Origin of the sequence: Rhizobium quercicola, from assembly GCF_021168455.1 — a bacterium.
GTDB classification, from domain to species: domain Bacteria; phylum Pseudomonadota; class Alphaproteobacteria; order Rhizobiales; family Rhizobiaceae; genus Ferranicluibacter; species Ferranicluibacter quercicola.
In genome coordinates this window covers 266244-288461 of record NZ_JAJOZR010000002.1, presented here as the reverse complement: position 1 = coordinate 288461, position 22218 = coordinate 266244, and the positions used below count along the sequence as shown (strand labels likewise).

Sequence of the window (22218 nt, the reverse complement as noted above, 5' to 3'; positions counted from 1 at the left end):
AAAGCTCCCTCTAACAGCCGTGGCTTACAGCGCTTCTGAATCGGTTTCGCCGGTACGAATGCGCACCGCATGGTCAATGGAGTAGACGAAGATCTTGCCGTCGCCGATCTGGCCGGTCTTGGCGGAAGACGCGATCGCTTCGACGGCCTTGTCCACGATCTCGGAAGCGACGGCGATTTCGATCTTGAGCTTCGGCAGGAAGCTGACGGCATATTCGGTGCCGCGGTAGATTTCGGTATGCCCCTTCTGGCGGCCGTAGCCCTTCACTTCGGTCACGGTCAGGCCCTGGATTCCGACGGCGGTGAGCGCTTCACGAACCTCATCGAGCTTGAACGGCTTGATAATGGCCATCACAATTTTCATCTGGTTTCCCATCCTTGTTCATCTGCGGCTCACGTGCCGTCTTTGCATGCCGATGAGCCTTGTTTCCCCAACGACCGCTCAGTTCTATTCAAGGCGCGTGCCAGTTCCGCGTCAGGGCGAAAAATAGATGAAAAGACACGAAATCACCGCATTCACCGATGGGCCGTCGGTGAAATGTTAAATATTGGCCAGATTTTCAGGCTAAAAATTGTGCAAATTTAAAAATTTGCTGAAGACTTAGTCATTTGCCTTTTTCCGAATCAGTCCTTCCTGAGCGACGGACGCGATCAGGTTTCCGGCGCGATCGAACAGGCTGCCGCGGTTCATGCCGCGCGCGCCGCTCGTGCTGGGGCTGTCCTGCGTATAGAGCAGCCAGTCGTCGAGCTTGGCCGGGCGATGGAACCACATGGCGTGGTCGAGGCTCGCCACCTGCATGCTGCGGTCGAAGATCGAGGTGCCATGGGCGCGCAGCGAGGTGTCGAGCAGCGTCATGTCGGAGAGATAGGCAAGCACCGCCGCCTGCAGCGGCCGGTCGTCCGGCACCGCGCCCGTCGCCTTGACCCAGACGTGCTGGACCGGCTCCTGCTGCTCGCGCGAGAAGTAGTGCGTCAGCGACACCGGACGGATCTCGATCGGCCGCGGCTGCTCCCAGTAGCGCCGGATCGCCTCCGGCGCGTTCGCCAGAAACATCGCCTTCATCTCCGCTTCGCCCATCAGCTCTTCCGGCTGCGGCACCGCCGGCGGCGCCACCTGGTGTTCCAGCCCTTCTTCCTCCACCTGGAAGGAGGCCGACAGCGCGAAGATCGCTGCGCCATGCTGGATCGCCACCACGCGCCGGGTGGTGAAGCTGCCGCCGTCGCGGATCCGGTCGACCTCGTAGATGATCGGCACGGTGGGGTCGCCCGGCCGCATGAAATAGGCGTGGAGCGAATGCACGAGACGGTCCGCGGTCACCGTGCGCTGCGCGGCCACCAGCGCCTGCCCGATCACCTGCCCGCCGAACACCCGCTGCCAGCCGACCTGCGGCGACACGCCGCGGAAGAGGTTTTCCTCCAGCGTCTCCAGATCGAGCGTCTGGAGGAGCACGTCCATGGCGGTCGTGGCGAGGGCGGTTTCGGACGGGGCATCATTGGACATTGCGCGGTCTCCGGCGGTAGGAAGCATGACGTCGATGATCTATATAGCGCTGAAGCACAAGAGCGAAGGACGGGACGGATGATCGATCTATTGGTGGCAGGCGGCGGATATGTCGGGCTCTCGCTGGCGGTCGCGGTCAAGACGGCGGCGCCGCATCTGTCCGTCACGCTGATCGACGGCGCGCCGGAGGGTGCCTGGCGCGGCGACGAGCGGGCCTCCGCCATCGCCGCCGCCGCGTCCGCCATGCTCGACGTCATGGGCATCTGGCAAACGATCGCGCCGGAGGCCGAGCCGATCCGCCGCATGGTCATCACCGATTCCAAGACCGCCGATCCCGTCCGCCCCGTCTTCCTCACCTTCGAGGGCGACGCGGATGCGGAGCGTCCCTTCGCGCACATGGTCCCGAACGTCGCGCTCGTGGGTGCGCTGCGCGACAAGGCGGCAAGCCTCGGCATCGACATCCGCGCCTCCACGACCGCGCGCGGCTTTACCGCCGACGATCACGCCGTTCGGCTGATGCTGGCCGATGGCGGCGAGATCGAGGCCCGCCTGCTGGTCGCCTGCGATGGCGTGCGCTCCAGGCTGCGCGACGCGGCCGGCATCAAGACGGTGAATTTCGACTATGCCCAGTCCGGCATCGTCACCACGGTCGAGCACGAGCGCCCGCATGACGGCACGGCCGAAGAGCATTTCCTCCCGGCCGGTCCCTTCGCCACGCTCCCCCTGAAAGGCAATCGCTCGTCGCTCGTCTGGACCGAGCGGACGGAGGATGCCGACCGCCTGATCGCCAGCGACGACCTCGTCTTCGAGGCCGAGCTCGAACGCCGCTTCGGCCACAAGCTCGGCACTTTGAAGGTGGTCGGCGGCCGCCGCGCCTTCCCGCTCGGGCTGACGCTGGCCCGCGCCTTCGTCGCCAACCGCTTCGCGCTCGCCGGCGACTCGGCCCATGGCATCCACCCCATTTCCGGGCAGGGCCTCAATCTCGGCTTCAAGGATGTGGCGGCACTGGCCGAAACCATCGTGGATGCCGATCGCCTCGGCCTCGACATCGGCTCGCTCGCCGTCCTCGAGCGCTACCAGACCTGGCGCCGCTTCGACACGGTGCGCATGGGCGTGACGACGGACGTGCTGAACCGGCTGTTTTCCAACGACATCATGCCCGTGCGCGTGCTGCGCGATGTCGGGCTCGGCCTCGTGGATCGCCTGACCCCCCTCAAGTCCTTCTTCATCCGCCAGGCGGGCACGGCCGCCGGCAGCGATCCGAAGCTGCTGACGGGCAAGGCGATCTGAACGACCGGCCCGGGATGTCGCGCCGACAAGAGCGAGACCCTCAGTCGTCGATCTTGCGGGCCTCGGACATCAGCATGATGGGAATGCCGTCGCGGATGGGATAGGCGAGCCGCGCCTTTTCCGAGACGAGTTCGTTCTCCGCCGCGCGGTAGCTCAGCCGCCCCTTGGTGAGCGGGCAGACGAGAAGCTCGAGCAGCTTGGGATCGACGCGGCGGGTCCTCTCGTCCATTGCAAAACCTACTGCAGCATGGTTTCGATGTCGCCGAAGGTCTTGGCCAGCACGATCTCGGTGATCGCGATCAGCGTATCGGCACGCGTCTTCAGGTCCGGCGCCTCCAGCAGCGCCTGCTTTTCGGCCGGACCGTAGGGCAGCATCATCGCCATGGAGTTGACCAGCGTCGTGTTGCCGGCGCGCTCCACGCTTTCCCAGTCGGCTTCCAGCTTGTTGGTGTCGAGATAGGCCTTGAAGGCGGCGAGCAGCGCCTCGCGGTCCACCTGCGCCTCGTCCTCGGATTCCGAGAGATCGCCGGCAAAGGGCGTGATCTTGAAGGTACGATACCCCTTGACCGGGTGCATCTCGTCGAACAGGCGAAAGCGGCAGATGCCGGTCAGCGAGGTGATGTAGCGCCCGTCCTCCATTTCGGCGAACGACGTGATGCGGCCGACGCAACCGACCTGACACAGCGCCTGACTGTCCTCGCGATGGTCGGTCAGCGAGGGCTGGACCATGCCGATCAGGCGGTTGCCGCAGAGCGCATCGTCGAACATGGCGAGATAGCGCGGCTCGAAGATGTTGAGCGGCAGCTGCGAGCCCGGCAGCAACAGAACGCCGGTCAGCGGAAACACCGGAATGACGTCCGGAATATCCTTCGGCTTCAGGTAACGTGCATTTCCGACCTGCATCTCAGGCAAACTCCGCCGTATCTCGGGCAACGGACCGATCATCGGCCCGTCCGCCTCGCATTATGGGATGACATGGTGCGCTCGGCCGAAATCTCAAGCGGGAATCATGGCGATGGGGATGCGGCATGTCGAACCGGAGGAAACGGCTCCGGCGCGGAAAAGTTCACGCGAACAGGATGGCCGACATCTTGCGGCGCGCAGACAGCGTCGCCGGATCGGCAGGCCCCCAGACCTCGAAGAAGGCGACCAGCGCCCGGCGGGCTCCGTCGTCCTCGAACGTGCGGTCGCGCCGCATGATCGTCAGAAGGTGATCGGCCGCCGCCTGGCGGTCGCCCTCCACATTGCGGATCTTGGCAAGGTTCAACCGGGCGGCGTGGTCGTCGGGATCGGCGAGAAGCGCGGCTTCGAGCGCCTTGGGATCGCCGAGCTTGCGCGCTTCGTCGATCTGGTCGAGCCGCTTGAGCAGGGCGGAGACCTGCGGTTCGGCTTTCTGCTCGTCGGACAGCTCCGACAGGATCTCGCGCGCCTGATCGAGCGCGTCGGACGCGATCATCACCTCGGCAAGCCCCGCGCGCGCCGGCAGGCTTTCCGGCTCGACCTGAAGCACGGAAGCGAAGATGCCGCCGGCAGTCTGCAGGTCGCCGGCGTCGAGCAGCTGCTTCGCCTCGGCCAGCGCCGCCTCGATCTCGGCTGCCTGATCGTCGACCATGGGGCCGGCGATCTTTTCGATGAAGGCGCGGATCTGGCTTTCCGGCACGGCGCCCATGAACCCGTCCGCCGGACGACCGCCGACGAAGGCGACCACGGCGGGAATGGACTGGATGCCGAGCTGGCCGGCGATCGAGGGGTGATCGTCGATGTTCATCTTCACGAGCTTCACGCGCCCGCCCGCCTCCGTCACCACTTTCTCGATGATCGGCGTCAGCTGCTTGCAGGGGCCGCACCAGGGCGCCCAGAAATCGACCAGCACCGGCAGGTCGCGCGAGGCTTCCAGCACGTCGCGGGCAAAGGTGGCCGTGGTCGTGTCGGAGATCAGTGCTCCGCCTGCCGCGGGCGCCGCAGCGGCCGGGGCTGGCGACAGCGCCGCCGGCGCGCCGCCATAGGTGGCCGTCGCGCTCATCTGGCTGCCGTAGGAACCGGAATAGGGATTGTTGCCGCTCATCGAATGCTCCTTGCGGGGACCATGCGCAGCCCCGATCCTCGTCTTTACCGGATGCGCTCCGGTCGTCGCCCTCAAAGATCGTATGTCAGGCCGTGACTTTCAAGACAAGCGGCACATGCCCGGTCGCCTCGGCAAAGCGGATCAGGTCCTTGGATGCGAGCGATGTCGTAGCGTCGTTCGAGAGCGGATGGCAGTTGACGATCTCCTCGCGCATCAGGTCGGCATCCAGCACCAGCGTCACGGCCTGACCGTGATCGTTGATGACGCCGAGCGCGGTCACGGCACCGGGAATGACGCCCAGATAGTCCATCAGCTTCTCCGGCTTGCCGAAGGAGACCTTGCTCGCCGCACCGATCAGCGTGTGCACCGTCTTCAGATCGACCGTTGCATGCTCCTCCACCGTCAGGAGGAAGTAATTGTCCTTCTTGTCCTTCACGAACAGGTTCTTCGTATGCCCGCCGGGGATCTCGTCGCGCAGCGACACCGATTCGGCCACGGTGAACACCGGCGCATGCCGCGTCGTCCGGTGGGCGATCCCGAGATCGTCGAGAAAGCGGAAAAGATCCTCTGCCGTCTTCGGCTGCACGTCCGTCATGTCTTGGGCTCCTGTCTCTGCGTCCGACCTAGGTACGAAGCGCGAGCCCGCGACGCAATCGCAGAGACGACAGCAACCGTCCCCAAAGCGCGGCGCGACCGGTCATCGGGATCGCGGGCACGCGACACCGCCGACCCAACCCCTTGCACAAGCCAAAAAACCGAACAACAAAGATAAGATAATTCAATGTCTTAAAAGAAATTTCCGCAAATTTTCTCCCCGCCCGTCATTTCCCTGTTGCATTTCCAAATCGGCTGAGCGATATAGCGCCCGTCGCCAACGAAAACGGCGACGCCACGGTCCACCGACTACCCCCGGACCTTGGTTGATGAGCGGGTGTAGCTCAGGGGTAGAGCACAACCTTGCCAAGGTTGGGGTCGAGCGTTCGAATCGCTTCACCCGCTCCATTCTTTCCTAATAAAGACATTCTTAAAAGTTGACGGCTGTCAACTCCCTTCGGGTCCGTGGTGCGCGGCCCGTGTCTCGTGCCGATCCAGCACGTCGAATGCCGGACATCGCCGCTCTCCGACACTGCATCCCCTGTTCTTTCAGACGACTTTGCCGCGATCATCCCCGACGCCGGTCCGGTTCGGGGATGATGCATGGCGTGCGCCGCAATGCGCCCGGATGGACGCACTGCGGACAGCTCAGCTCTTTGAAAAGATGTAATCCGTCTCCTGGCGCAGCGTTTCGCCGGGGCGCAGGATGGCGTTCGGGAAAGCCTCGTGGTTGACGGCGTCGGGCCAGATCTGGGTTTCCAGGCAGAAGCCGGCGAACGGCCCATAGGTGCGGCCTTCGAGACCCGGCACCGCCGTCTTCAGCTTGAAGCCGGAATAGAACTGGACGCCGGGCTCCGTCGTGCGCACTTCGAGCGCAACGCCCGAATCGATGCTGCGGACGAGGGCCGCGGAGCGCTTGGGGCCGCGCTCCGGCGACAGGCAGAAATTATGGTCGTAGAGCACCTTCTCCCCCTCGGTCTGCCGGCGCATGGACGACATCTCCCGCAGATCAAAGACCGTACCCTCGACCGGGGCGATCTCGCCGGTCGGAACCTGATTCTCGTCCGTCGGCAGGTAGTGGTCGGCGGCGATCATGATGTCGTGGCCGAGCGTGTCGGCACGGCCGTCGAGGTTGAAATAGGTGTGCTGGCAGAGATTGGCGATCGTCGGCGTGTCCGTCGTCGCCGTATAGGTGACGCTCAGGCAGCCATGGCCGGACAGCCGGTAGGTCGCATTGATCTCGCAGGTGCCGGGATAGCCGGCGCGGCCCGCGGGATCGACGATCTTGAGCGAAACCGAATCCTCGGTGAGGTCGACGATGGTCCAGAGGCGCTTGGCAATGCCGTCGCTGCCGCCATGCAGATGCGTCACGCCGTTCTCGTTCAGCTCCAGCTGAAAGTCCTCGCCGTCGATCGTGAAGCGGCCGTGCCCGATGCGGTTGGCCGAACGGCCGGGCGTCGCGCCGAAATAGGAGGAGTAGGCCGGGTAATCGTCGAAGGCCTCGAAGCCGAGCACCAGCGGCGGGGCATGCCCCTCGAGCCGCAGGTCCTGAATGACGGCGCCCCAGGAGATGACGTTCGCCGTCAGCCCGCCCCCGCGGATCGTCACGCGGTGCACGGGCTCGCCCGTCTTCAGATGGCCGAAAATCTCCATGGCAGTGTTGCTGGTCAAGATATGGTCCTCGCTCTTGTCCGGTCGCGATGCCCCAGGCACCGCCGACCGCGTCGTCTCCCCGCGTCGATCGCGGAATCTTCCGTACGCGCCTGACGGCGCGCGAAACCTGTCAGCGGCCCCGGCCGATCTCCGCCAGCTCGTAGGGCGTCGTCTGGTAGATATCGTTGATCCAGTTGCCGAACAGCAGATGCGCATGGCTGCGCCAGCGGTTCTGCGGCGGCAGGTCCGGATCGTTGTGGGGGAAATAGTTATACGGCATCTTGATCGGCACGCCGGCATTCACGTCGCGGAAATACTCGTCCGACAGCGACGTCGAATCATATTCCACATGGTTGAACACATAGAGGCGGTTGCCGGCCTTTTCGTGCACGAAGCAGACGCCCATCTCGTCGGATTCCATCAGGATCTCGAGCCCCGGCACCGTCTCGATATCCTCGCGCCGCACCTCGGTCCAGCGGGAGACGGGGATCTGAAAATCGTCGGAGAAGCCGCTGAGATAGACCGAAGACGGATTGAGATTGTGGTGCGTATAGACGCCGAAGGCCTTTTCCCGCAGCGCATGCTTCGGCACGCCATGGAAATGATAGATCGCCGCCATCGCGCCCCAGCAGATATTGAGCGTCGAATGGACATGCGTGTGCGTCCAGTCGAAGATCTGCTGCATCTCCTCCCAGTAGGTCACCTCCTCGAAAGGCAGCGTCTCCACGGGCGCACCGGTGATGATCAGCCCGTCGAAATGCCGCTCACGCACATCCTCGAACGTCTCGTAGAAGGCGAGCAGGTGATCTTCCGACGTGTTCTTCGCCTTGTGGCTGCCGAGCCGGATCAGCGTGAACTCCACCTGCAGCGGCGAGGCGCCGACGAGGCGCGCCATCTGCACCTCGGTCTTGATCTTGTTCGGCATGAGATTGAGAAGCCCGATCTGCAGCGGCCGGATATCCTGGCGGATGGCGGCCGTTTCGGTCATCACCCGCACGCCCTCGGAGACGAGGGTTTCGAAGGCGGGCAGCGTATCGGGTATCTTGATGGGCATCGGCTTCACTCGGAATAACGACACCGGCCGAAATGGAGGGGAGCGGGCGAAACATCGTCCCACGGCCCTTTAGCGACTTGTTTAACGTGGCTGCAAGCCGGCCGGCCAAATCACCACGGCGTCCGTCATAGACCCGATGCCTTCGCGAATCAAGGATGACGCGCAACGGGCCGCCGCGGGGTCGTCAGCCCTCCAGCTCCTCGCGCAGCATTTCCAGTTCCAGCCACTCGCCCTCCATGGTCTCGATGGAGGCGCGCAGTTTTTCGAGCTCGGCGGCAAGGGCTGCGAACCGGGCCGGATTCTTGGTGAAGAGCTTCGGATCGGCCATCTCGGCCTCGCGCTTCGCGATCTCGCCCTGCGCCTTCTCCATTTCCTTCGGCAGGGTCTCCAGCGCAAACTTCTGCTTGAAGGAGAGCTTTCCCTTGGCCGCTTTCCCTGTACCGCCGGCACCGGCTGTCGAAACGGAACCGCTCTGGCGGGCCTTCTCCGCCTTCTCGGCGCGCTTGCGTTCGTCGGCCACGCCCTTGCGCTGCACCATCATGTCGGAATAGCCGCCGGCATATTCGATCCAGCGACCGTCCGGGGCCTCCGGGTCGGCCGGCGCGATGGTGGAGGTCACCGTGCGGTCGAGGAAGTCGCGGTCGTGGCTGACGAGGATGACGGTGCCGGCGAAGCCCGCGACGATCTCCTGCAGGAGATCGAGCGTCTCGATGTCGAGGTCGTTCGTCGGTTCGTCGAGGATGAGAAGGTTCGTCGGGCGCGACAGAATGCGCGCCAGCATCAGCCGGGCCCGCTCGCCGCCGGAGAGGTTCTTGATCGGCGTGCGCGCCTGCTCGGGCTGGAACAGGAACTCCTTCATGTAGCCGGTCACATGCCGCTGCTCGCCATTGACCAGCAGCGTCTCGCCGCGTCCGTCGGTCAGGTAGTTGGCCAGCGTATCCTCGAGGTTCAGGTCCTCGCGCTTCTGGTCGAGCGTGGCGATCTCCAGATTGGTGCCGAGCTTCACCTTGCCCTCGTCGGGCGTCAGCTGACCGGTCAGCATCTTCAGAAGCGTCGTCTTGCCGGCGCCGTTCGGACCGACGAGACCGATGCAGTCGCCGCGATGCACCCGGATGGAGAAGGGCGCGACGATGGTGCGCGGGCCATAGGCCTTGGTGATCTTCTCCGCTTCGATCACCAGCTTGCCGGATTCCTGCGCGTCGGACACGCTGGCCTGCACCGAACCCTGCGGCCCCTTGTGGCCGCGATAGTTGGAGCGCAGATCCTGCAGCGCGCCGAGGCGGCGCATGTTGCGCTTGCGCCGGGCCGTCACGCCGTAGCGCAGCCAGTGCTCTTCCCGCTCGATCTGCTTGCCGAGCTTGTGCTGCTCCAGCTCTTCCTGCTCCAGCACCTGGTCGCGCCAGGCCTCGAACTGGCCGAAGCCACGGTCGAGCCGGCGCGAGGTGCCGCGGTCGAGCCAGACGGTGGCGGTCGAGACCTTTTCCAGAAAGCGACGGTCGTGCGAGATGAGGATGAGCGCGCTGCGTGTCTTCTGCAGCTCGCCTTCCAGCCATTCGATGGTCGGCAGGTCGAGGTGGTTGGTCGGTTCGTCGAGCATCAGAATGTCGGGCTCGGGCGCCAGCACCCGGGCCAGGGCCGCGCGCCGCGCCTCGCCGCCGGAGAGATCGTTCGGGTTTTCCTCGCCGCTCAGGCCGAGATGCGAGAGGAGATAGGTGACGCGATAGGGATCGTCGCCCGGCCCGAGCCCCGCTTCGGCATAGGCCTGCACGGTGGTGTAGGCCCCGAAGTCCGGCGCCTGTTCCAGATAGCGCACGGTGGAGGAGGGATGCCGGAACACCTCGCCCGACTGCGGCTCGATCAGCCCGGCAGCGATCTTCAGCAGCGTCGATTTGCCCGAGCCGTTGCGACCGACGAGGCAGATCCGGTCGCCCGGCTCCACCTGCAGCGCCGCGCCGTTCAGGAGCGGCGTGCCGCCGAAGGTCAGCACAATATCGTCGAGTTTCAGAATGGGCGGCGCCATGGTCAGGCTCCTGTCATGTCGAGGGGGCGGGCGAGAAGCATCGCGCGGCCCGTGCCGAGCGTCAGCTGCACGGGTCCTTCCGCCACGTTGGAAAGGGTGCGCGACGACCCGAAGGGCACCGCGAAACGGTCGAGCGCATAGCGCGCGCCGGCAATGGAAAGATCGGTCAGCGCATCGAGACCGAGCACGGAGAAGAGACAGCCTTTCGGCAGGTGGACCTCGGTGATGCCGGGCAGCAGCGGCACCGCCTCCTCCTCGCCCGAGGTCAGCAGCACGTCGAGCCCGGTTTCGGCAAGGTGCAGCCCGTGCAGCAGGTGCTGGAAGGCATGGTCGCTGCGCTCGCCGCCGAGCGCGCCGGCCAGGATCAGCCGCCGCGCGCCGCGCATCCGCGCCGCCGCCACGGCAATCTCGCCATCGGTCTCGTTCTTGGCCGGCGGATAGGGCTCGCGCGGAACGTTCGGCCAGGCCGCGATCAGCGCGTCCGGCGTCGAGTCGAAATCGCCGACCCAGAGTTCCGGCGTCCGCCCGATGGCCCCCGCATGCCGCATGCCGCCATCCGCCGCGATGACGCGCGTTCCGGCCAGCTGCGCGGCCAGCCGGTCGGTCATCGTCAGCGGCCCGCCGAGCAGGATGGTGAATGCGGTTGCGGTCATCGCGCTGCCATAGCGCGAAGCCGGCCCGGAGGCAAAGGTCAAAGGGCGCAAAAGCCCCAAAGATGCGGGAGGGCACGGGCGCTCGCGCACCGAGGCATCCTGCGACCTTGGATCTTGCCAAGGGGCGGGACCGCGTCTAGATCTTGGCATGCTCTAACGGGGTGCCCTTCCAACGCGACGATCCGTCGTTGCGGGACGACGGGCTGAGAGGCGCGAAACGCCAACCCGCGGAACCTGATCCGGCTAGCACCGGCGGAGGGATTAGACGGCTCGCAAGCGCTACTCCCCTTGAAACCTGTATCCTGAAGGAGGCGCGCATGCGCGGCACTTGGCTTTTCACCACCACGACCACCTTCCTTCTCGCCGGGGGCATGATGCTTTCCCTCGCCGGCGCCCAACCCGCCGGTGCCGCAGAGAAGAAGACGCTGACCGTCTACACCTATGAGAGCTTCACCAGCGAATGGGGCCCCGGCCCCAAGATCGCCGAGAGCTTCGAGAAGACCTGCGACTGCACGCTCACCTATGTCAGCGTCGCCGATGGCGTGGAGCTGCTGACGCGGCTGAAGCTCGAAGGCCCCGCCTCCAAGGCGGATGTCGTCGTCGGCCTCGACACCAACCTCGTCGCCGAGGCCAAGGCCACCGGCTTCTTCGCCCCGCATGGCCTCGACACCTCCGCGCTCACCGTTCCCGGCGGCTTTTCGGACGACAGCTTCGTGCCCTATGATTACGGCCACTTCGCCTTCGTCTACGACACGCAGACGCTGAAGAACCCGCCCAAGAGCCTGAAGGAGCTGGTCGAGGGCGGCGCGAAGGACAAGATCGTCATCGAGGACCCCCGCACCTCGACGCCGGGCCTCGGCCTGCTGCTCTGGGTGAAGTCCATCTATGGCGACCGGTCCGGCGAAGCCTGGAGCAAGCTGAAGGACCGCATCCTCACCGTCACGCCCGGCTGGTCGGAAGCCTACGGCTTCTTCACCAAGGGCGAAGCGCCCATGGTTCTCTCCTACACGACCTCGCCCGCCTATCACATGGTGTCCGAAAGCAGCGACCGCTATCAGGCGGCGGAATTCGCCGAGGGGCACTATATCCAGATCGAGGTGGCCGGCATGACGAAGGCCGCCCGCGACCCCGCGCTCGCCAAGGCCTTCCTCGCCTTCCTCGACGGCCCGCAGGCGCAGGCCATCCTGCCCACCACCAACTGGATGATGCCGGTGGCACAGCCCAGCGAGCCGCTGCCGGAGGCTTTCTCAAAGCTGGTTAAGCCCAAGACGACCTTCCTGATGAGCCCGGAGGATGTCGCTGCGAACCGCAAGGCCTGGATCGACGAATGGCTGGCTGCCATGAGCCGGAACTGATCGTCCCGTGCCCGCCGCTCGCGATCGCCGTCTGACGCGGACGCTCGGCGTGGCCGGCATTCTCGGCATCGCGCTCTTCGTCGGCGCCGCCATCCTCGCGCTCGCCTTGGCCGCGACCGGCGCGGAGACCGGAGCCACAGGCGGTGTCTTCCATGCCCCTGTTTTCGATGCCTATGTCTGGCGGGTCGCCCGCTTCACGCTCATCCAGGCCGGCCTTTCCACGCTCCTGTCGATCGCCTTCGCCATCCCCGTGGCCTTGGCGCTCGCCCGGCGGCGGCGCTTTCCGGGCCGCATCTGGATCATCCGGCTGATGGCGCTACCGCTCGGCCTGCCGGCGCTGGTCGCCGCGCTCGGCATCGTCGGCATCTGGGGCCGGCAGGGCGTGGTCAATGACGTCTTCGCCCTGCTCGATCTCGACCGGCCAGTCGCGATCTACGGTCTGGCCGGCATTCTCGTCGCCCATGTCTTCTTCAACATGCCGCTGGCCGTCAGGCTGCTGCTGTCGGGGCTGGAGCGCATCCCCGGCGAATACTGGCTGGTCTCCGCCAATCTCGGACTGTCCGGCCTTTCTCTCTTTCGCTTCATCGCATGGCCGGTCATCCGCGGCCTGCTGTCGGGCATGGCCGGCCTGATCTTCATGCTGTGCGCCACCAGCTTCACGCTGGTGCTGACGCTCGGCGGCGGCCCTGCCGCCAGCACGCTGGAGGTCGCGATCTATCAGGCCCTGCGGTTCGACTTCGATCCCCCGCGTGCCATCGCGCTTTCCGCGCTGCAGATCGCGGTGACGGCCGTGCTCCTGCTCGTTCTTCGCTGGATGACCCCGCCCGCAACGGAGGGCTTCACGACCGGCCGGCCGGTGCGCCGCTTCGATGGCCGGTCACGCTCGGCCATTCTCGCCGATGGCCTCGTCATTGCGCTCGCCGCCCTCTTCGTCGCGGCACCACTCGCCTCCGTCCTCGTTTCGGGCCTGGCCTCCGACCTCGGCAAACTGGCATCCGACGCCCAGGTCCATCGCGCACTCGTCACCAGCCTCGGCATCGCTGCGGTGTCGGCGGCCTTGTCGGTGGCGCTGGCCACCATCATGCTGACCACGCGCCAGATCCTGCTGTCGCAGCGCCGGCCGGGCCGCTTCGCCCATCTGTTTTCGGGCAGCGTCGCCGCCGGCACGTCGCTGGTCCTTCTCGTGCCGCCGGTCGTCATAGGGGCAGGATGGTTTCTGCTGCTGCGACCGTTCGGCGACGTCGCCCGCTTCGCACCGGCGGTCGTCACGCTCATCAACACGCTGATGGCGCTGCCCTTCGTCACCCGCGTGCTGGCCCCGGCCATCGCAACCCATGCCGCCCGCACGGGACGGCTGACGACGAGCCTCGGCATATCCGGCTGGTCCCGCATCGTGCTGATCGACTGGCCGGGCCTGCGCCGCCCGCTGCTCATGGCGCTCTCCTTCGCCGCAGCCCTGTCGCTGGGCGATCTGGGCGCCGTCGCGCTGTTCGGCTCGCAGGATATGGTCACCCTGCCCTACCTGCTCTACAGCCGCATGGGCAGCTACCGCACGACGGACGCCGCCGGCCTCGCCCTTCTTCTCGGCTTCGTCTGCGTCGCCCTCACCATCCTTGGAACCGCCCGCGAAAGCCTGAGGGAGCGTGCATCGTGACAACCCTCGCCATACGTCTCGAGAACGTCGCGGTCCGCTTCCCCGGCCATCCCGTCCCGCGCACGCTTCTCTTCGATGCCGCCATCGAGCGCGGCAGGATCACGGCCGTCACCGGCGCCTCCGGCTCCGGCAAATCCACCCTGCTCAACCTCGTCGCCGGTTTCGAGACGCCGGACGCAGGCCGTGTCAGCATTCTGGGCGCGGACGCGACCCCGATCCCGCCCGCGCTCCGCCCGGTCTCGGTCATCTTCCAGGAGCACAATCTCTTTGCCCATCTCGACATCGCGACCAATATCGGCCTCGGCATCAGCCCGTCCCTAACGCTGGACGGCGATGATCGCGCACAGATCGAACAGGCGCTGGGGGATGTCGGGCTTGCGGGTTTCGAACGGCGCCTGCCGCCGACGCTGTCGGGCGGCGAACGGCAGCGGGTGGCGCTCGCCCGCGCCCTCGTGCGCCGGCGCCCGATCCTGCTGCTCGACGAACCCTTCGCCGCACTCGACCCGGGCTTGCGGCAGGAAATGGGAGATCTTCTGGCGGCCTTGCAGGCGAAGGAGGCCAGCACGATCCTCCTCGTCACGCACCATGCCGACGACGTGCGTCGCCTCGCCGACCGGGTGCTCTTCCTCGACGACGGCAGGGTCGCGCTCCACGAAGAGGCCGACGCCTTCCTGCGCCGGAGCGAACCGGCAGCCGTCGCCCGCTTCCTTGGCGTCCCGTCGAAAGGTGCCTGAACCGCATCCGGCGCCCATGCCACAATTTGACCGTCCGCCTGTGGCACCCGCGATGGAGCCGGGCCGGCCCGGCGGAGAACGGCAGCTTTTTTCCGCAAACCGACCGGCTTTGCGGAATTATGCAGTAGGCATGGGCGGCACGAATAGGCTAGATCGGGCTCTGGGAAACGGAGCGATTGCACGTATCCCAGGATGTAGGGCGGCTCTGCCGGAACTGCCGCAAGAGCGTTCGGCACGCCGCCGGACGCGAAGATGGGCTGAGGCATGACGGTGAACGAGCGGAACGAGCGGAACGGCGGGCACCTGTCGGCCCGTGGCATTGCAAGCACCCTGCGCGCGTCCGTCGCCGGCCTCGCTCTGCTGGCGCTCGCCGGTTGCCAGACCGCCATCGAACAGAGCTACGAGCCGAGCGTCTCCCCCTCCGCCACGCCGCAGATCGTCGACGAGGTTCAGAAGAACGATCCCCGCGCGCAGATGGGCGCCCGCGAACATCCGCGAATCGTCGCGAGCTACGGCGGCGAATACAAGGACGAGAAGACCGAGCGGCTGGTCGCCCGCATTACCGGCGCCCTGACGGCCGTGTCCGAAAATCCCAACCAGTCCTATCGCATCACGCTGTTGAACTCTCCGGCCATTAATGCCTTCGCCCTGCCCGGCGGCTATCTCTACGTCACGCGTGGCCTGCTGGCGCTGGCCGACGACGCCTCCGAGGTCGCTGCCGTGCTCTCGCACGAGATGGCGCACGTCACCGCCAATCACGGCATCCAGCGCCAGCAGCGCGAGGAAGCCGAGGTCATCGCCAGCCGCGTCGTGTCGGAGGTTCTCTCGAGCGACCTTGCCGGCAAACAGGCGCTTGCTCGCGGCAAGTTGCGGCTCGCCGCCTTCTCGCGAAACCAGGAGCTGCAGGCCGACGTGATCGGCGTGCGCATGCTGGGCGAAGCGGGCTACGACCCCTATGCCGCCGCACGCTTTCTCGATGCCATGGCCGCCTATAGCCGGTTCTCCTCGGTGGACCCGGAAAACGACCAGAGCATGGACTTCCTGTCGAGCCACCCGAACGCGCCGCAGCGCGTGGAGCTCGCCCGCCGCCACGCCCGCGCCTTCGGCCCCGAGGGCACGACCGGCGACCGGGGCCGCGACTATTTCCTCGATGGCATCGACGGCCTGCTCTATGGCGACAGCCCGCAGGAGGGCTATGTCCGCGGACAGACCTTCCTGCATGGCAAGCTCGGCATCCGCTTCGACGTGCCCGCAGGCTTCCAGATCGACAACAAGGCGGAAGCGGTGCTCGCAACCGGCCCCGGCGAGATCGCCATCCGCTTCGACGGCGTGGCCGATACCCAGCATCGCAGCCTGACCGACTATATCGCCAGCGGCTGGGTCACCGGCCTGCAGCCGGAAACGATCCACGCCATCACCATCAACGGGCTGGAGGCCGCGACCGCCCGCGCCTCGGCCGAGCGCTGGGATTTCGACGTGACGGTGCTGCGGATCGACACGCAGATCTACCGCTTCCTGACGGCGGTGCCCAAGGGCATGCCGTCGCTGGAGCCGACGGCCGATGTGCTGCGCAACTCGTTCCGCCGCATGAGCCCCCAGGAAGCCGCCGCGCTGAAGCCCCTGCGCATCCGCGTGATCACCGTCGCCCCCGGCGATACGCTGGCGACCCTGTCGGCCCGCATGATGGGCACCGACCGCAAGCTCGATCTCTTTCGCCTGATCAACGCCCTGCAGATCACCTCGACCATCAAGCCCGGCGACCGCATCAAGATCATTTCGGAGTAGAGGCCCGCACGAAAAAGCCCACCGGTGTGGCGGGCTTTTTCGTTTTCATCTGTCGTCGATCGGTCTTAATGGGCCGTCAGCGCCAGTTCCGGAGCCTGGGCGACGAGAGCGACCTTCAGCTTTTCCAGGGCCCGCGTCTCGATCTGACGGACGCGTTCCTTGGAAATGCCGAGATCGGCGCCGAGTTCCTCGAGCGTCGCGCTGTCTTCCGACAGACGGCGGGCGCGGATGATCTTCATTTCGCGGTCGTTCAGCTGCTCCAGCGCATGGCCGAGCCAGTTCTTGCGCCGCTCCTGATCGATCATGTCGGTGACCTGCTCGTCCGGCAGGGGGGCCGCGCAGGCGAGAAGGTCGAGGCGCTCGCCGCTGTCGGCATCGCCCGAGGAGATCGGCGCCTGTAGGGAAGAGTCGCTGCCGGACAGGCGGGCATCCATGGTCTGCACGTCGGCAAGGCTGACGCCGAGGGCCGAGGCGATTTCCTCATGAACGGCGCGCGCCGTCAGCTGGCTGTTGCCCTGGGCCAGCTTGGCGCGCAGGCGCCGCAGGTTGAAGAAGAGCGCCTTCTGAGCCGAGGACGTCCCGCCGCGCACGATCGACCAGTTGCGCAGGACGTAATCCTGCATGGAGGCCCGGATCCACCAGGTGGCGTAGGTCGAGAAGCGGACGTCGCGGCTCGGCTCGAAACGGGCGGCGGCTTCCAGGAGACCGATATGGCCCTCCTGCACGAGATCGCTCATCGGCAGGCCGAAGTGCCGGAACTTTGCAGCCATAGAGATGACGAGGCGCATATGCGCCATTGCGATCTTGTTGCGCGCGTCCTGATCCTGATTGTCCTTCCAGGCCTGCGCCAGAAGCTGCTCCTCGCCCCGCTCCAGATAGGGAGCCGCCATGGCAATCTTGATCATGCGCCTGTCTGCAGAAAGATTTTTCATTGGCTACTCCATGACGGGCACGTGACCGTGCCTCCGGGCTGGGCTTGGGGAGACGGTATTGCGAGGGTGGAAGACTTGACCTGCAATCGAGACGCCCTAATTCTGTTGTATGAGACGACGCCAAGCGGATGGACATCGGTTCGATCTGGGCCCAACCGGGCGCTTGGCCAGTCGATCGGACGTTTCATAACGCCTGCTTTTCACAAAAGTTCCGTCCGCCAACGCCGATGTGCAGCGTCGCGGCGAATTTGTGAGGTCCGGTCACCGCTGGCTTCGACTCCGACCCGTCCTCCTGCGCCCTGCCGCCCGCCCGACATCACAAACGATGCCTTGTGCGCAGTGCGAATTCGCGCTTGCCGATCTCGTTAAAATACCGTTAATTTCGCCGCTGCCGGGCAGGATGCCGCGGCGTGACGAAGATGGGACGGACAGGGTCGACGCGCAACATGAAGACATTGTCCATCGAAGTGCGCCCCGGCCTGCCGAGAGACGCCGCCGAAATTTCCCAGGTTCACCGCCTCTCCTGGCTGCAGACCTATTCCGGCCTCATCCCCCATCGCCCGCTCAACGAAATGGTCGATCGCCGCAATGCGGCTTGGTGGCGCAAGGCGACCGGCGGCCCCTCGACGCTGCTGATCATCGAGGTTGCCGGCGTCATCGCCGGCTATGCAACGCTCGGCCTGTCGCGCGCCCGGGCCCTGCCGCAGGAGGGCGAGGTCTACGAGATCTACTTCCGCCCGGAATATCAGGGCATCGGTCTCGGCCGCATCCTCTTCGGCGAGGCGAGCAGCCTGCTGACGTCGCTCGGCTGCCGCGGCCTGGTCGTCTGGTGCCTGGACGATTGCGCGCACGCCGGCCGCTTCTTCCGCAATGCCGGCGGCCGCGACATCTGCGAAGGCATGGAGGATTTCGGCGGCAAGAGCCTGAAGAAGATCGGCTACGTCTGGAACTGACGGCGCTCCGGAAAGCGCGACGAATGGCGCCGCCGGGTTTGCGCGCAGACCCGGAATCGACGAAATGTCCGCTCTTTAACCTCTTTGCCTACAAATGAACGCTTCAGACCGCCGCTGATATTGCACAACGGCAGGTTTGGCTTTATCGGACGTCAGTCCCACTTCAGGAGCATGGAGGCTTCATGCGTATTGACGCAATCTCGATCGGAAAGAACCCGCCGGAAGACATCAATGTCATCGTGGAGGTTCCCGTTGGCGGTCATCCGATCAAGTACGAGATGGACAAGGAAGCCGGCACGCTCGTCGTCGACCGCTTTCTCTATACGCCCATGACCTATCCGGGCAATTACGGCTTCGTGCCGCACACGCTGTCGGACGATGGCGACCCGATCGACGTCCTCATCGCCAGCACGCGCCCGCTCGTTCCCGGCTGTGTCATCAACGTCCGCCCGATTGGCGTGATGATGATGGAAGACAATTCCGGCAAGGATGAAAAGATCATCGCCGTGCCGAGCGCGCACCTGACCAAGCGGTACGACAAGGTCAAGGAATATACCGACCTGCCGGAAATCACCCTGCAGCAGATCGAGCACTTCTTCGAACACTACAAGGATCTGGAGCCCGGCAAGTGGGTCAAGATCTTCGGCTGGAAGGACGCGACCGTCGCCCGCCAGCTGATCGTCGAAGCGATCGAGCGCGCAAAGACCGTCAAGTAAGGTCTCCTCCCTATCCGTATTCGAAAAGCCGCGTCTCGCAGGGGACGCGGCTTTTTTCATGGGGCCGGAGGCCGCGCTTTCAGCGGCTGATCCGCGTCGACAGCACGATGGACGACAGGGTCTTCTCCACCCCCTCGATCGTCCCGATCCGGTCGATGACGAGGTCGAGCGCGCTGATCGAGGCGGCCTCGACGATGGCGATGAGGTCGAAGCTGCCGCTGACCGAATGGACGATGCGCACCGCCTGCATCGCTTCCAGATCGCGCGTGACGCGCGGCAGTGCCCGGGCCGCGAGCGTGATGAGGATATGCGCCCGCACCAGCCCGCGCTCGTAGTCGCTGGAGAGGCGGACGCCATAGCCGGTGATCACCCCGTCCCGCTCCAGTCGCTCCAGCCGCGCCTGAACGGTGGTACGCGACAGACCGAGCCTGCGGGCCAGCACGGCTGTCGGCATGCGCGCATTTTCGCCAAGCAGCGCAAGAAGGCTGCGATCGCTGTCGGAAACACCCATATCGACCAATCCCCACGGCGAAATGCCGAAAACAATCCTGTCTTTTGCACGAATCGGCGCTTCTGGACAACAGCCGTGCAATGCATGCTGGGGACAAAGTCCAGAAGGGGAACAGCATGAAGACCATCATCGTCATCGGAGCCGGCAAGATCGGCGCCACCATCGCACACCTGCTCGCGACCTCCGGCGACTATGCCGTTATCGTGGCCGACCGGAGCGAGGCGCAGCTGGCGCGGCTTCCGGCCCATCCGGCGCTTTCGGTCAGAACCGTCGATATCGCCGATGCCGACGCCATGGATGCATTGCTGACCGGCGCGTTCGCCGTCCTCAGCGCCGCCCCCTTCCACCTCACCGTCGAGATCGCCGCGTCCGCCGCACGCTGCAGCGTGCACTATCTGGACCTGACGGAAGACGTGGAATCCACGCGTCAGGTCAAGCGTCTGGCCGAGGGCGCGACCAGCGCGTTCATTCCCCAGTGCGGCCTCGCCCCGGGCTTCATCTCCATCGTCGCGCAGGATCTCGCGGCCCGCTTCGACACGCTCGACAGCGTGCGCATGCGCGTCGGCGCCCTGCCGCAATACCCGTCCAACGCGCTCAACTACAACCTGACCTGGAGCACGGACGGCGTCATCAACGAATATATCGAGCCCTGCGAAGCCATCGTCGAGGGCCGGCTGACAGCCGTACCGGCGCTGGAGGAGCGGGAGGAATTCTCGCTCGACGGCGTCACCTACGAGGCGTTCAACACCTCGGGCGGCCTCGGCACGCTCTGCGAGAGCCTTGCCGGCCGCGTGCGAACCCTGAACTACCGTACGATCCGCTATCCCGGCCACGCCGCGATCATGAAGGCGCTGCTCAACGATCTCGGCCTGCGCCACCGCCGCGAGGTGCTGAAGGACATTCTGGAAAACGCGTTGCCGGCGACCACGCAGGACGTGGTCATCGTCTTCGTCACCGTCTCCGGCCATCGCGACGGGCGGCTGGTGCAGGAAACCTACGCCAACAAGATCTATAGCAGCGTTGTGGCCGGGCGGATGATGAGCGCGATCCAGATCACGACGGCCGCCAGCATCTGCGCCGTGCTCGACATGCTGTCTGCCGGCGACCTGCCCGCCACAGGGTTTATCCGCCAGGAGGATATCGCCCTCGACGCCTTCCTCGCAAACCGCTTCGGCCGTCACTATGCCGACAGCCGCTTCACCGAGAAGCTGGCAGGCTGAACGACCCGGCCGGACTCAGAGCCGGCCGAATTCGTCGTCCAGGCGAACCGTGTCGTCGTCGGAGAGGTAGGACCCCGTCTGGACCTCGATGAGCTCCAGCGGGATCTTGCCCGGATTGGCGAGCCGGTGGGTCACGCCCTGCGGCACGTAGATGGACTCGTTCTCGTTGAGAAGCCGCGTCTCGTCGCCGAGCGTCACCTCCGCCGTGCCCTTGACCACGACCCAGTGTTCCGAGCGGTGAAAATGCTTCTGCAGCGAGATCTTGCGGCCCGGCGCGATCGACAGCCGCTTGACCTCGAACCGCTCGCCGCTGAGCACGGACGCGACGGAGCCCCAGGGCTTGTAGGAGGTCGGATGAACCTCCGTCAGACGGCGCGTCGCCTCATTGCGTGCCAGCGCCTTGACGATCTGGCCGACATTCTGGCTGTCGGCAAGACGACCGACATAGACCGCATCCTCGCTGGCGATGACGGCGATATCGTCGAGGCCATGCACCGAGACGTGGATGTCGCGCGAGAGAACCAGCGAATTGCGCGTATCCGAAACGTTCGCCTTCTGGCCGACCACGTTGCCGGCCGCATCCTTCTCGCCGACCGCCCAGACCGAGTCCCAGCTGCCGAGATCCGACCAGGGGAAAGACGAGGGGACGACGGCCGCGTGGGCCGTGCGTTCGAACACGGCATAGTCCACCGAGATATCGGGCGCCTGCGAGAAGGCCGCTGCATCCAGCCGCTCGAAATCCAGATCGCGCCGGGACGCCTCGACGGCGGCCCGCGCGCTCGCATGCACCTCCGGCGCGAATGTCGCGAGATCCGCGAGGAACAGGCGGGTCGGCAGCATGAACATGCCGGAATTCCAGAGATAACGGCCCGTCGCCAGCAGCGCTTCGGCCTTTTCGCGGTTCGGCTTCTCGACGAAGCGCGCGACCGTGCGCGCGCCCCCGGCAAGCGCGGCTCCGATCTCGATATAGCCATAGCCCGTCGCCGGCTCGGTCGGCGTGATGCCGAAGGTGACGAGCATGCCGGCCGCCGCCGTCTCGCGCGCAAGACCGATGCAGGCGCGGTAGGTGTCGTTCGCCTCGATCTCGTGGTCGGAGGCCAGCACCTGAAGGATCGCCGCGTCGCCATGATCGCGGGCGACGACGAAGGCTGCAGCCGCCAGCGCCGGCGCGGTGTTGCGCGCCACGGGCTCCAGCAGAATGGACGACAGGGGTGCACCGACGGCCTGGGCCTGTTCCGCGACGATGAAGCGGAACTCGGCATTGGTGACGATGACGGCGGGCGCGTAGATCTCCGGATCGGACACGCGCTGCAGCGTCTTCTGGAACAGGGAATGCTCGCTGAGGAACTGCAGGAACTGCTTTGGCGCGGTGGACCGGGACAGCGGCCAGAGGCGCGTTCCCTTGCCGCCGGCCATGATCACCGGGACGATCTTTGCCGTCATTCCACGTCCTTCCCTGCCCGCCAGGCCATCAGGCCCGTGCACAGGCACTTGTGACAACCCGCTGCCTGTCTGTTTCAGCACGCCGC

21 protein-coding genes, 1 tRNA gene and 2 riboswitches are annotated in these 22218 nt (G+C 65.7%); of the genes, 9 read left to right on the top strand and 13 right to left on the bottom strand.

Going from position 1 to position 22218, the window contains the following annotated elements:
- Nucleotides 1–24 precede the first annotated feature (24 nt).
- Together LRX75_RS04800 and tesB are read right to left on the bottom strand one after the other, a co-directional pair.
- Complete coding sequence (locus LRX75_RS04800; RefSeq protein WP_018328583.1) at nucleotides 25–375, bottom strand: P-II family nitrogen regulator; 351 nt, start codon at nucleotides 373–375, stop codon at nucleotides 25–27.
- 225 nt (nucleotides 376–600) lie between these two features.
- Nucleotides 601–1500: an acyl-CoA thioesterase II gene (gene tesB, locus LRX75_RS04795; RefSeq protein ID WP_231812347.1), complete on the bottom strand. Its 900-nt coding sequence runs from the start codon at nucleotides 1498–1500 to the stop codon at nucleotides 601–603.
- Between tesB and LRX75_RS04790 the strand changes: the two genes are divergently transcribed.
- Nucleotides 1489–2790: a ubiquinone biosynthesis hydroxylase gene (locus LRX75_RS04790; RefSeq protein ID WP_420851154.1), complete on the top strand. Its 1302-nt coding sequence runs from the start codon at nucleotides 1489–1491 to the stop codon at nucleotides 2788–2790. The genes tesB and LRX75_RS04790 overlap by 12 nt on opposite strands.
- 40 nt (nucleotides 2791–2830) lie before the next feature.
- On the opposite strand, the gene LRX75_RS04785 is transcribed toward LRX75_RS04790, so the two are convergent.
- The 4 genes from LRX75_RS04785 to LRX75_RS04770 form a co-directional block, all read right to left on the bottom strand.
- Entirely contained in the window at nucleotides 2831–3019 is a 189-nt protein-coding gene (locus LRX75_RS04785) for a Trm112 family protein (RefSeq protein WP_231812345.1), read from the bottom strand.
- Nucleotides 3020–3027: 8 nt separating this feature from the next.
- Nucleotides 3028–3693, bottom strand: coding sequence for an LON peptidase substrate-binding domain-containing protein (locus LRX75_RS04780; RefSeq protein WP_113149782.1), 666 nt, complete (start codon nucleotides 3691–3693; stop codon nucleotides 3028–3030).
- A 163-nt stretch (nucleotides 3694–3856) separates the two neighbouring features.
- On the bottom strand, nucleotides 3857–4855 hold the full coding sequence (gene trxA / locus LRX75_RS04775) for a thioredoxin (protein WP_231812343.1): 999 nt from the start codon (nucleotides 4853–4855) through the stop codon (nucleotides 3857–3859).
- Between the two features lie 85 nt (nucleotides 4856–4940).
- Entirely contained in the window at nucleotides 4941–5450 is a 510-nt protein-coding gene (locus tag LRX75_RS04770; RefSeq protein WP_231812341.1) for a prolyl-tRNA synthetase associated domain-containing protein, read from the bottom strand.
- A 332-nt stretch (nucleotides 5451–5782) separates the two neighbouring features.
- Between LRX75_RS04770 and LRX75_RS04765 the strand changes: the two genes are divergently transcribed.
- Nucleotides 5783–5857: transfer RNA gene (locus tag LRX75_RS04765), tRNA-Gly, on the top strand.
- Nucleotides 5858–6097: 240 nt separating this feature from the next.
- On the opposite strand, the gene LRX75_RS04760 is transcribed toward LRX75_RS04765, so the two are convergent.
- The 4 genes from LRX75_RS04760 to LRX75_RS04745 all read right to left on the bottom strand — a co-directional run bounded on the left by LRX75_RS04760 (nucleotide 6098) and on the right by LRX75_RS04745 (nucleotide 10829).
- Nucleotides 6098–7102 carry an aldose epimerase family protein gene (locus LRX75_RS04760; protein ID WP_231812486.1) on the bottom strand — a complete coding sequence of 335 codons (1005 nt, stop codon included), beginning with the start codon at nucleotides 7100–7102 and terminating at the stop codon, nucleotides 6098–6100.
- A gap of 130 nt (nucleotides 7103–7232) precedes the next feature.
- Entirely contained in the window at nucleotides 7233–8156 is a 924-nt protein-coding gene (gene metA / locus LRX75_RS04755) for a homoserine O-acetyltransferase MetA (protein WP_231812339.1), read from the bottom strand.
- Between the two features lie 49 nt (nucleotides 8157–8205).
- Nucleotides 8206–8283: riboswitch (SAM riboswitch) on the bottom strand.
- 57 nt (nucleotides 8284–8340) lie between these two features.
- The gene (locus LRX75_RS04750; RefSeq protein ID WP_231812337.1) at nucleotides 8341–10176 is read right to left on the bottom strand and encodes an ABC-F family ATP-binding cassette domain-containing protein; all 1836 of its coding nucleotides are present in this window, start codon (nucleotides 10174–10176) and stop codon (nucleotides 8341–8343) included.
- Nucleotides 10177–10178: 2 nt separating this feature from the next.
- Complete coding sequence (locus LRX75_RS04745) at nucleotides 10179–10829, bottom strand: thiamine diphosphokinase (RefSeq protein WP_231812335.1); 651 nt, start codon at nucleotides 10827–10829, stop codon at nucleotides 10179–10181.
- Nucleotides 10830–10976: 147 nt separating this feature from the next.
- A riboswitch (TPP riboswitch) is annotated at nucleotides 10977–11107 on the top strand.
- Between the two features lie 93 nt (nucleotides 11108–11200).
- Here LRX75_RS04745 and thiB point away from each other — a divergent pair.
- The 4 genes from thiB to LRX75_RS04725 all read left to right on the top strand — a co-directional run bounded on the left by thiB (nucleotide 11201) and on the right by LRX75_RS04725 (nucleotide 16357).
- Complete coding sequence (thiB, locus tag LRX75_RS04740; RefSeq protein ID WP_231812484.1) at nucleotides 11201–12184, top strand: thiamine ABC transporter substrate binding subunit; 984 nt, start codon at nucleotides 11201–11203, stop codon at nucleotides 12182–12184.
- A 31-nt stretch (nucleotides 12185–12215) separates the two neighbouring features.
- Nucleotides 12216–13838 (top strand): thiamine/thiamine pyrophosphate ABC transporter permease ThiP, encoded by a 1623-nt coding sequence (gene thiP, locus LRX75_RS04735; RefSeq protein WP_269456073.1) that lies wholly within the window; start codon nucleotides 12216–12218, stop codon nucleotides 13836–13838.
- Nucleotides 13835–14572 carry a thiamine ABC transporter ATP-binding protein gene (locus tag LRX75_RS04730; protein ID WP_231812331.1) on the top strand — a complete coding sequence of 246 codons (738 nt, stop codon included), beginning with the start codon at nucleotides 13835–13837 and terminating at the stop codon, nucleotides 14570–14572. Before thiP ends, LRX75_RS04730 begins: the two co-directional genes overlap by 4 nt.
- A gap of 264 nt (nucleotides 14573–14836) precedes the next feature.
- Nucleotides 14837–16357 carry a M48 family metalloprotease gene (locus LRX75_RS04725; protein WP_231812329.1) on the top strand — a complete coding sequence of 507 codons (1521 nt, stop codon included), beginning with the start codon at nucleotides 14837–14839 and terminating at the stop codon, nucleotides 16355–16357.
- A gap of 65 nt (nucleotides 16358–16422) precedes the next feature.
- On the opposite strand, the gene LRX75_RS04720 is transcribed toward LRX75_RS04725, so the two are convergent.
- Nucleotides 16423–17289: an RNA polymerase factor sigma-32 gene (locus tag LRX75_RS04720; protein ID WP_092930798.1), complete on the bottom strand. Its 867-nt coding sequence runs from the start codon at nucleotides 17287–17289 to the stop codon at nucleotides 16423–16425.
- A 446-nt stretch (nucleotides 17290–17735) separates the two neighbouring features.
- Here LRX75_RS04720 and LRX75_RS04715 point away from each other — a divergent pair, with 446 nt between their 5' ends.
- Nucleotides 17736–18242 carry a GNAT family N-acetyltransferase gene (locus tag LRX75_RS04715; RefSeq protein WP_231812327.1) on the top strand — a complete coding sequence of 169 codons (507 nt, stop codon included), beginning with the start codon at nucleotides 17736–17738 and terminating at the stop codon, nucleotides 18240–18242.
- 182 nt (nucleotides 18243–18424) lie between these two features.
- Complete coding sequence (gene ppa / locus LRX75_RS04710; RefSeq protein ID WP_092930802.1) at nucleotides 18425–18958, top strand: inorganic diphosphatase; 534 nt, start codon at nucleotides 18425–18427, stop codon at nucleotides 18956–18958.
- A gap of 79 nt (nucleotides 18959–19037) precedes the next feature.
- Here the strand turns inward: ppa and LRX75_RS04705 are convergent, their stop codons facing one another.
- A complete protein-coding gene (locus LRX75_RS04705) occupies nucleotides 19038–19469 on the bottom strand; it encodes an Lrp/AsnC family transcriptional regulator (RefSeq protein ID WP_113149789.1) in 432 nt (143 codons plus the stop codon).
- A 116-nt stretch (nucleotides 19470–19585) separates the two neighbouring features.
- On the opposite strand from LRX75_RS04705, the gene LRX75_RS04700 reads away from it, so the two are divergent.
- Complete coding sequence (locus tag LRX75_RS04700) at nucleotides 19586–20689, top strand: saccharopine dehydrogenase family protein (protein WP_231812325.1); 1104 nt, start codon at nucleotides 19586–19588, stop codon at nucleotides 20687–20689.
- Nucleotides 20690–20704: 15 nt separating this feature from the next.
- Here the strand turns inward: LRX75_RS04700 and LRX75_RS04695 are convergent, their stop codons facing one another.
- A complete protein-coding gene (locus LRX75_RS04695; protein ID WP_231812323.1) occupies nucleotides 20705–22132 on the bottom strand; it encodes a mannose-1-phosphate guanylyltransferase/mannose-6-phosphate isomerase in 1428 nt (475 codons plus the stop codon).
- Nucleotides 22133–22218: the final 86 nt, after the last annotated feature.

Excerpts from the sequence above, each read along its gene's own strand:
- LRX75_RS04800 (WP_018328583.1), bottom strand. The coding sequence starts at position 375 with ATGGGAAACCAGATGAAAATTGTGATGGCCATTATCAAGCCGTTCAAG.
- trxA (WP_231812343.1), bottom strand. The coding sequence starts at position 4,855 with ATGAGCGGCAACAATCCCTATTCCGGTTCCTACGGCAGCCAGATGAGC.
- thiB (WP_231812484.1), top strand. The coding sequence starts at position 11,201 with ATGATGCTTTCCCTCGCCGGCGCCCAACCCGCCGGTGCCGCAGAGAAG.
- LRX75_RS04700 (WP_231812325.1), top strand. The coding sequence starts at position 19,586 with ATGAAGACCATCATCGTCATCGGAGCCGGCAAGATCGGCGCCACCATC.
- LRX75_RS04760 (WP_231812486.1), bottom strand. The coding sequence starts at position 7,102 with ATGGAGATTTTCGGCCATCTGAAGACGGGCGAGCCCGTGCACCGCGTG.
- metA (WP_231812339.1), bottom strand. The coding sequence starts at position 8,156 with ATGCCCATCAAGATACCCGATACGCTGCCCGCCTTCGAAACCCTCGTC.
- tesB (WP_231812347.1), bottom strand. The coding sequence starts at position 1,500 with ATGTCCAATGATGCCCCGTCCGAAACCGCCCTCGCCACGACCGCCATG.
- LRX75_RS04715 (WP_231812327.1), top strand. The coding sequence starts at position 17,736 with ATGAAGACATTGTCCATCGAAGTGCGCCCCGGCCTGCCGAGAGACGCC.
- LRX75_RS04780 (WP_113149782.1), bottom strand. The coding sequence starts at position 3,693 with ATGCAGGTCGGAAATGCACGTTACCTGAAGCCGAAGGATATTCCGGAC.
- LRX75_RS04785 (WP_231812345.1), bottom strand. The coding sequence starts at position 3,019 with ATGGACGAGAGGACCCGCCGCGTCGATCCCAAGCTGCTCGAGCTTCTC.
- LRX75_RS04750 (WP_231812337.1), bottom strand. The coding sequence starts at position 10,176 with ATGGCGCCGCCCATTCTGAAACTCGACGATATTGTGCTGACCTTCGGC.
- ppa (WP_092930802.1), top strand. The coding sequence starts at position 18,425 with ATGCGTATTGACGCAATCTCGATCGGAAAGAACCCGCCGGAAGACATC.
- LRX75_RS04705 (WP_113149789.1), bottom strand. The coding sequence starts at position 19,469 with ATGGGTGTTTCCGACAGCGATCGCAGCCTTCTTGCGCTGCTTGGCGAA.
- LRX75_RS04770 (WP_231812341.1), bottom strand. The coding sequence starts at position 5,450 with ATGACGGACGTGCAGCCGAAGACGGCAGAGGATCTTTTCCGCTTTCTC.
- LRX75_RS04745 (WP_231812335.1), bottom strand. The coding sequence starts at position 10,829 with ATGACCGCAACCGCATTCACCATCCTGCTCGGCGGGCCGCTGACGATG.
- LRX75_RS04725 (WP_231812329.1), top strand. The coding sequence starts at position 14,837 with ATGACGGTGAACGAGCGGAACGAGCGGAACGGCGGGCACCTGTCGGCC.
- LRX75_RS04695 (WP_231812323.1), bottom strand. The coding sequence starts at position 22,132 with ATGACGGCAAAGATCGTCCCGGTGATCATGGCCGGCGGCAAGGGAACG.
- LRX75_RS04720 (WP_092930798.1), bottom strand. The coding sequence starts at position 17,289 with ATGAAAAATCTTTCTGCAGACAGGCGCATGATCAAGATTGCCATGGCG.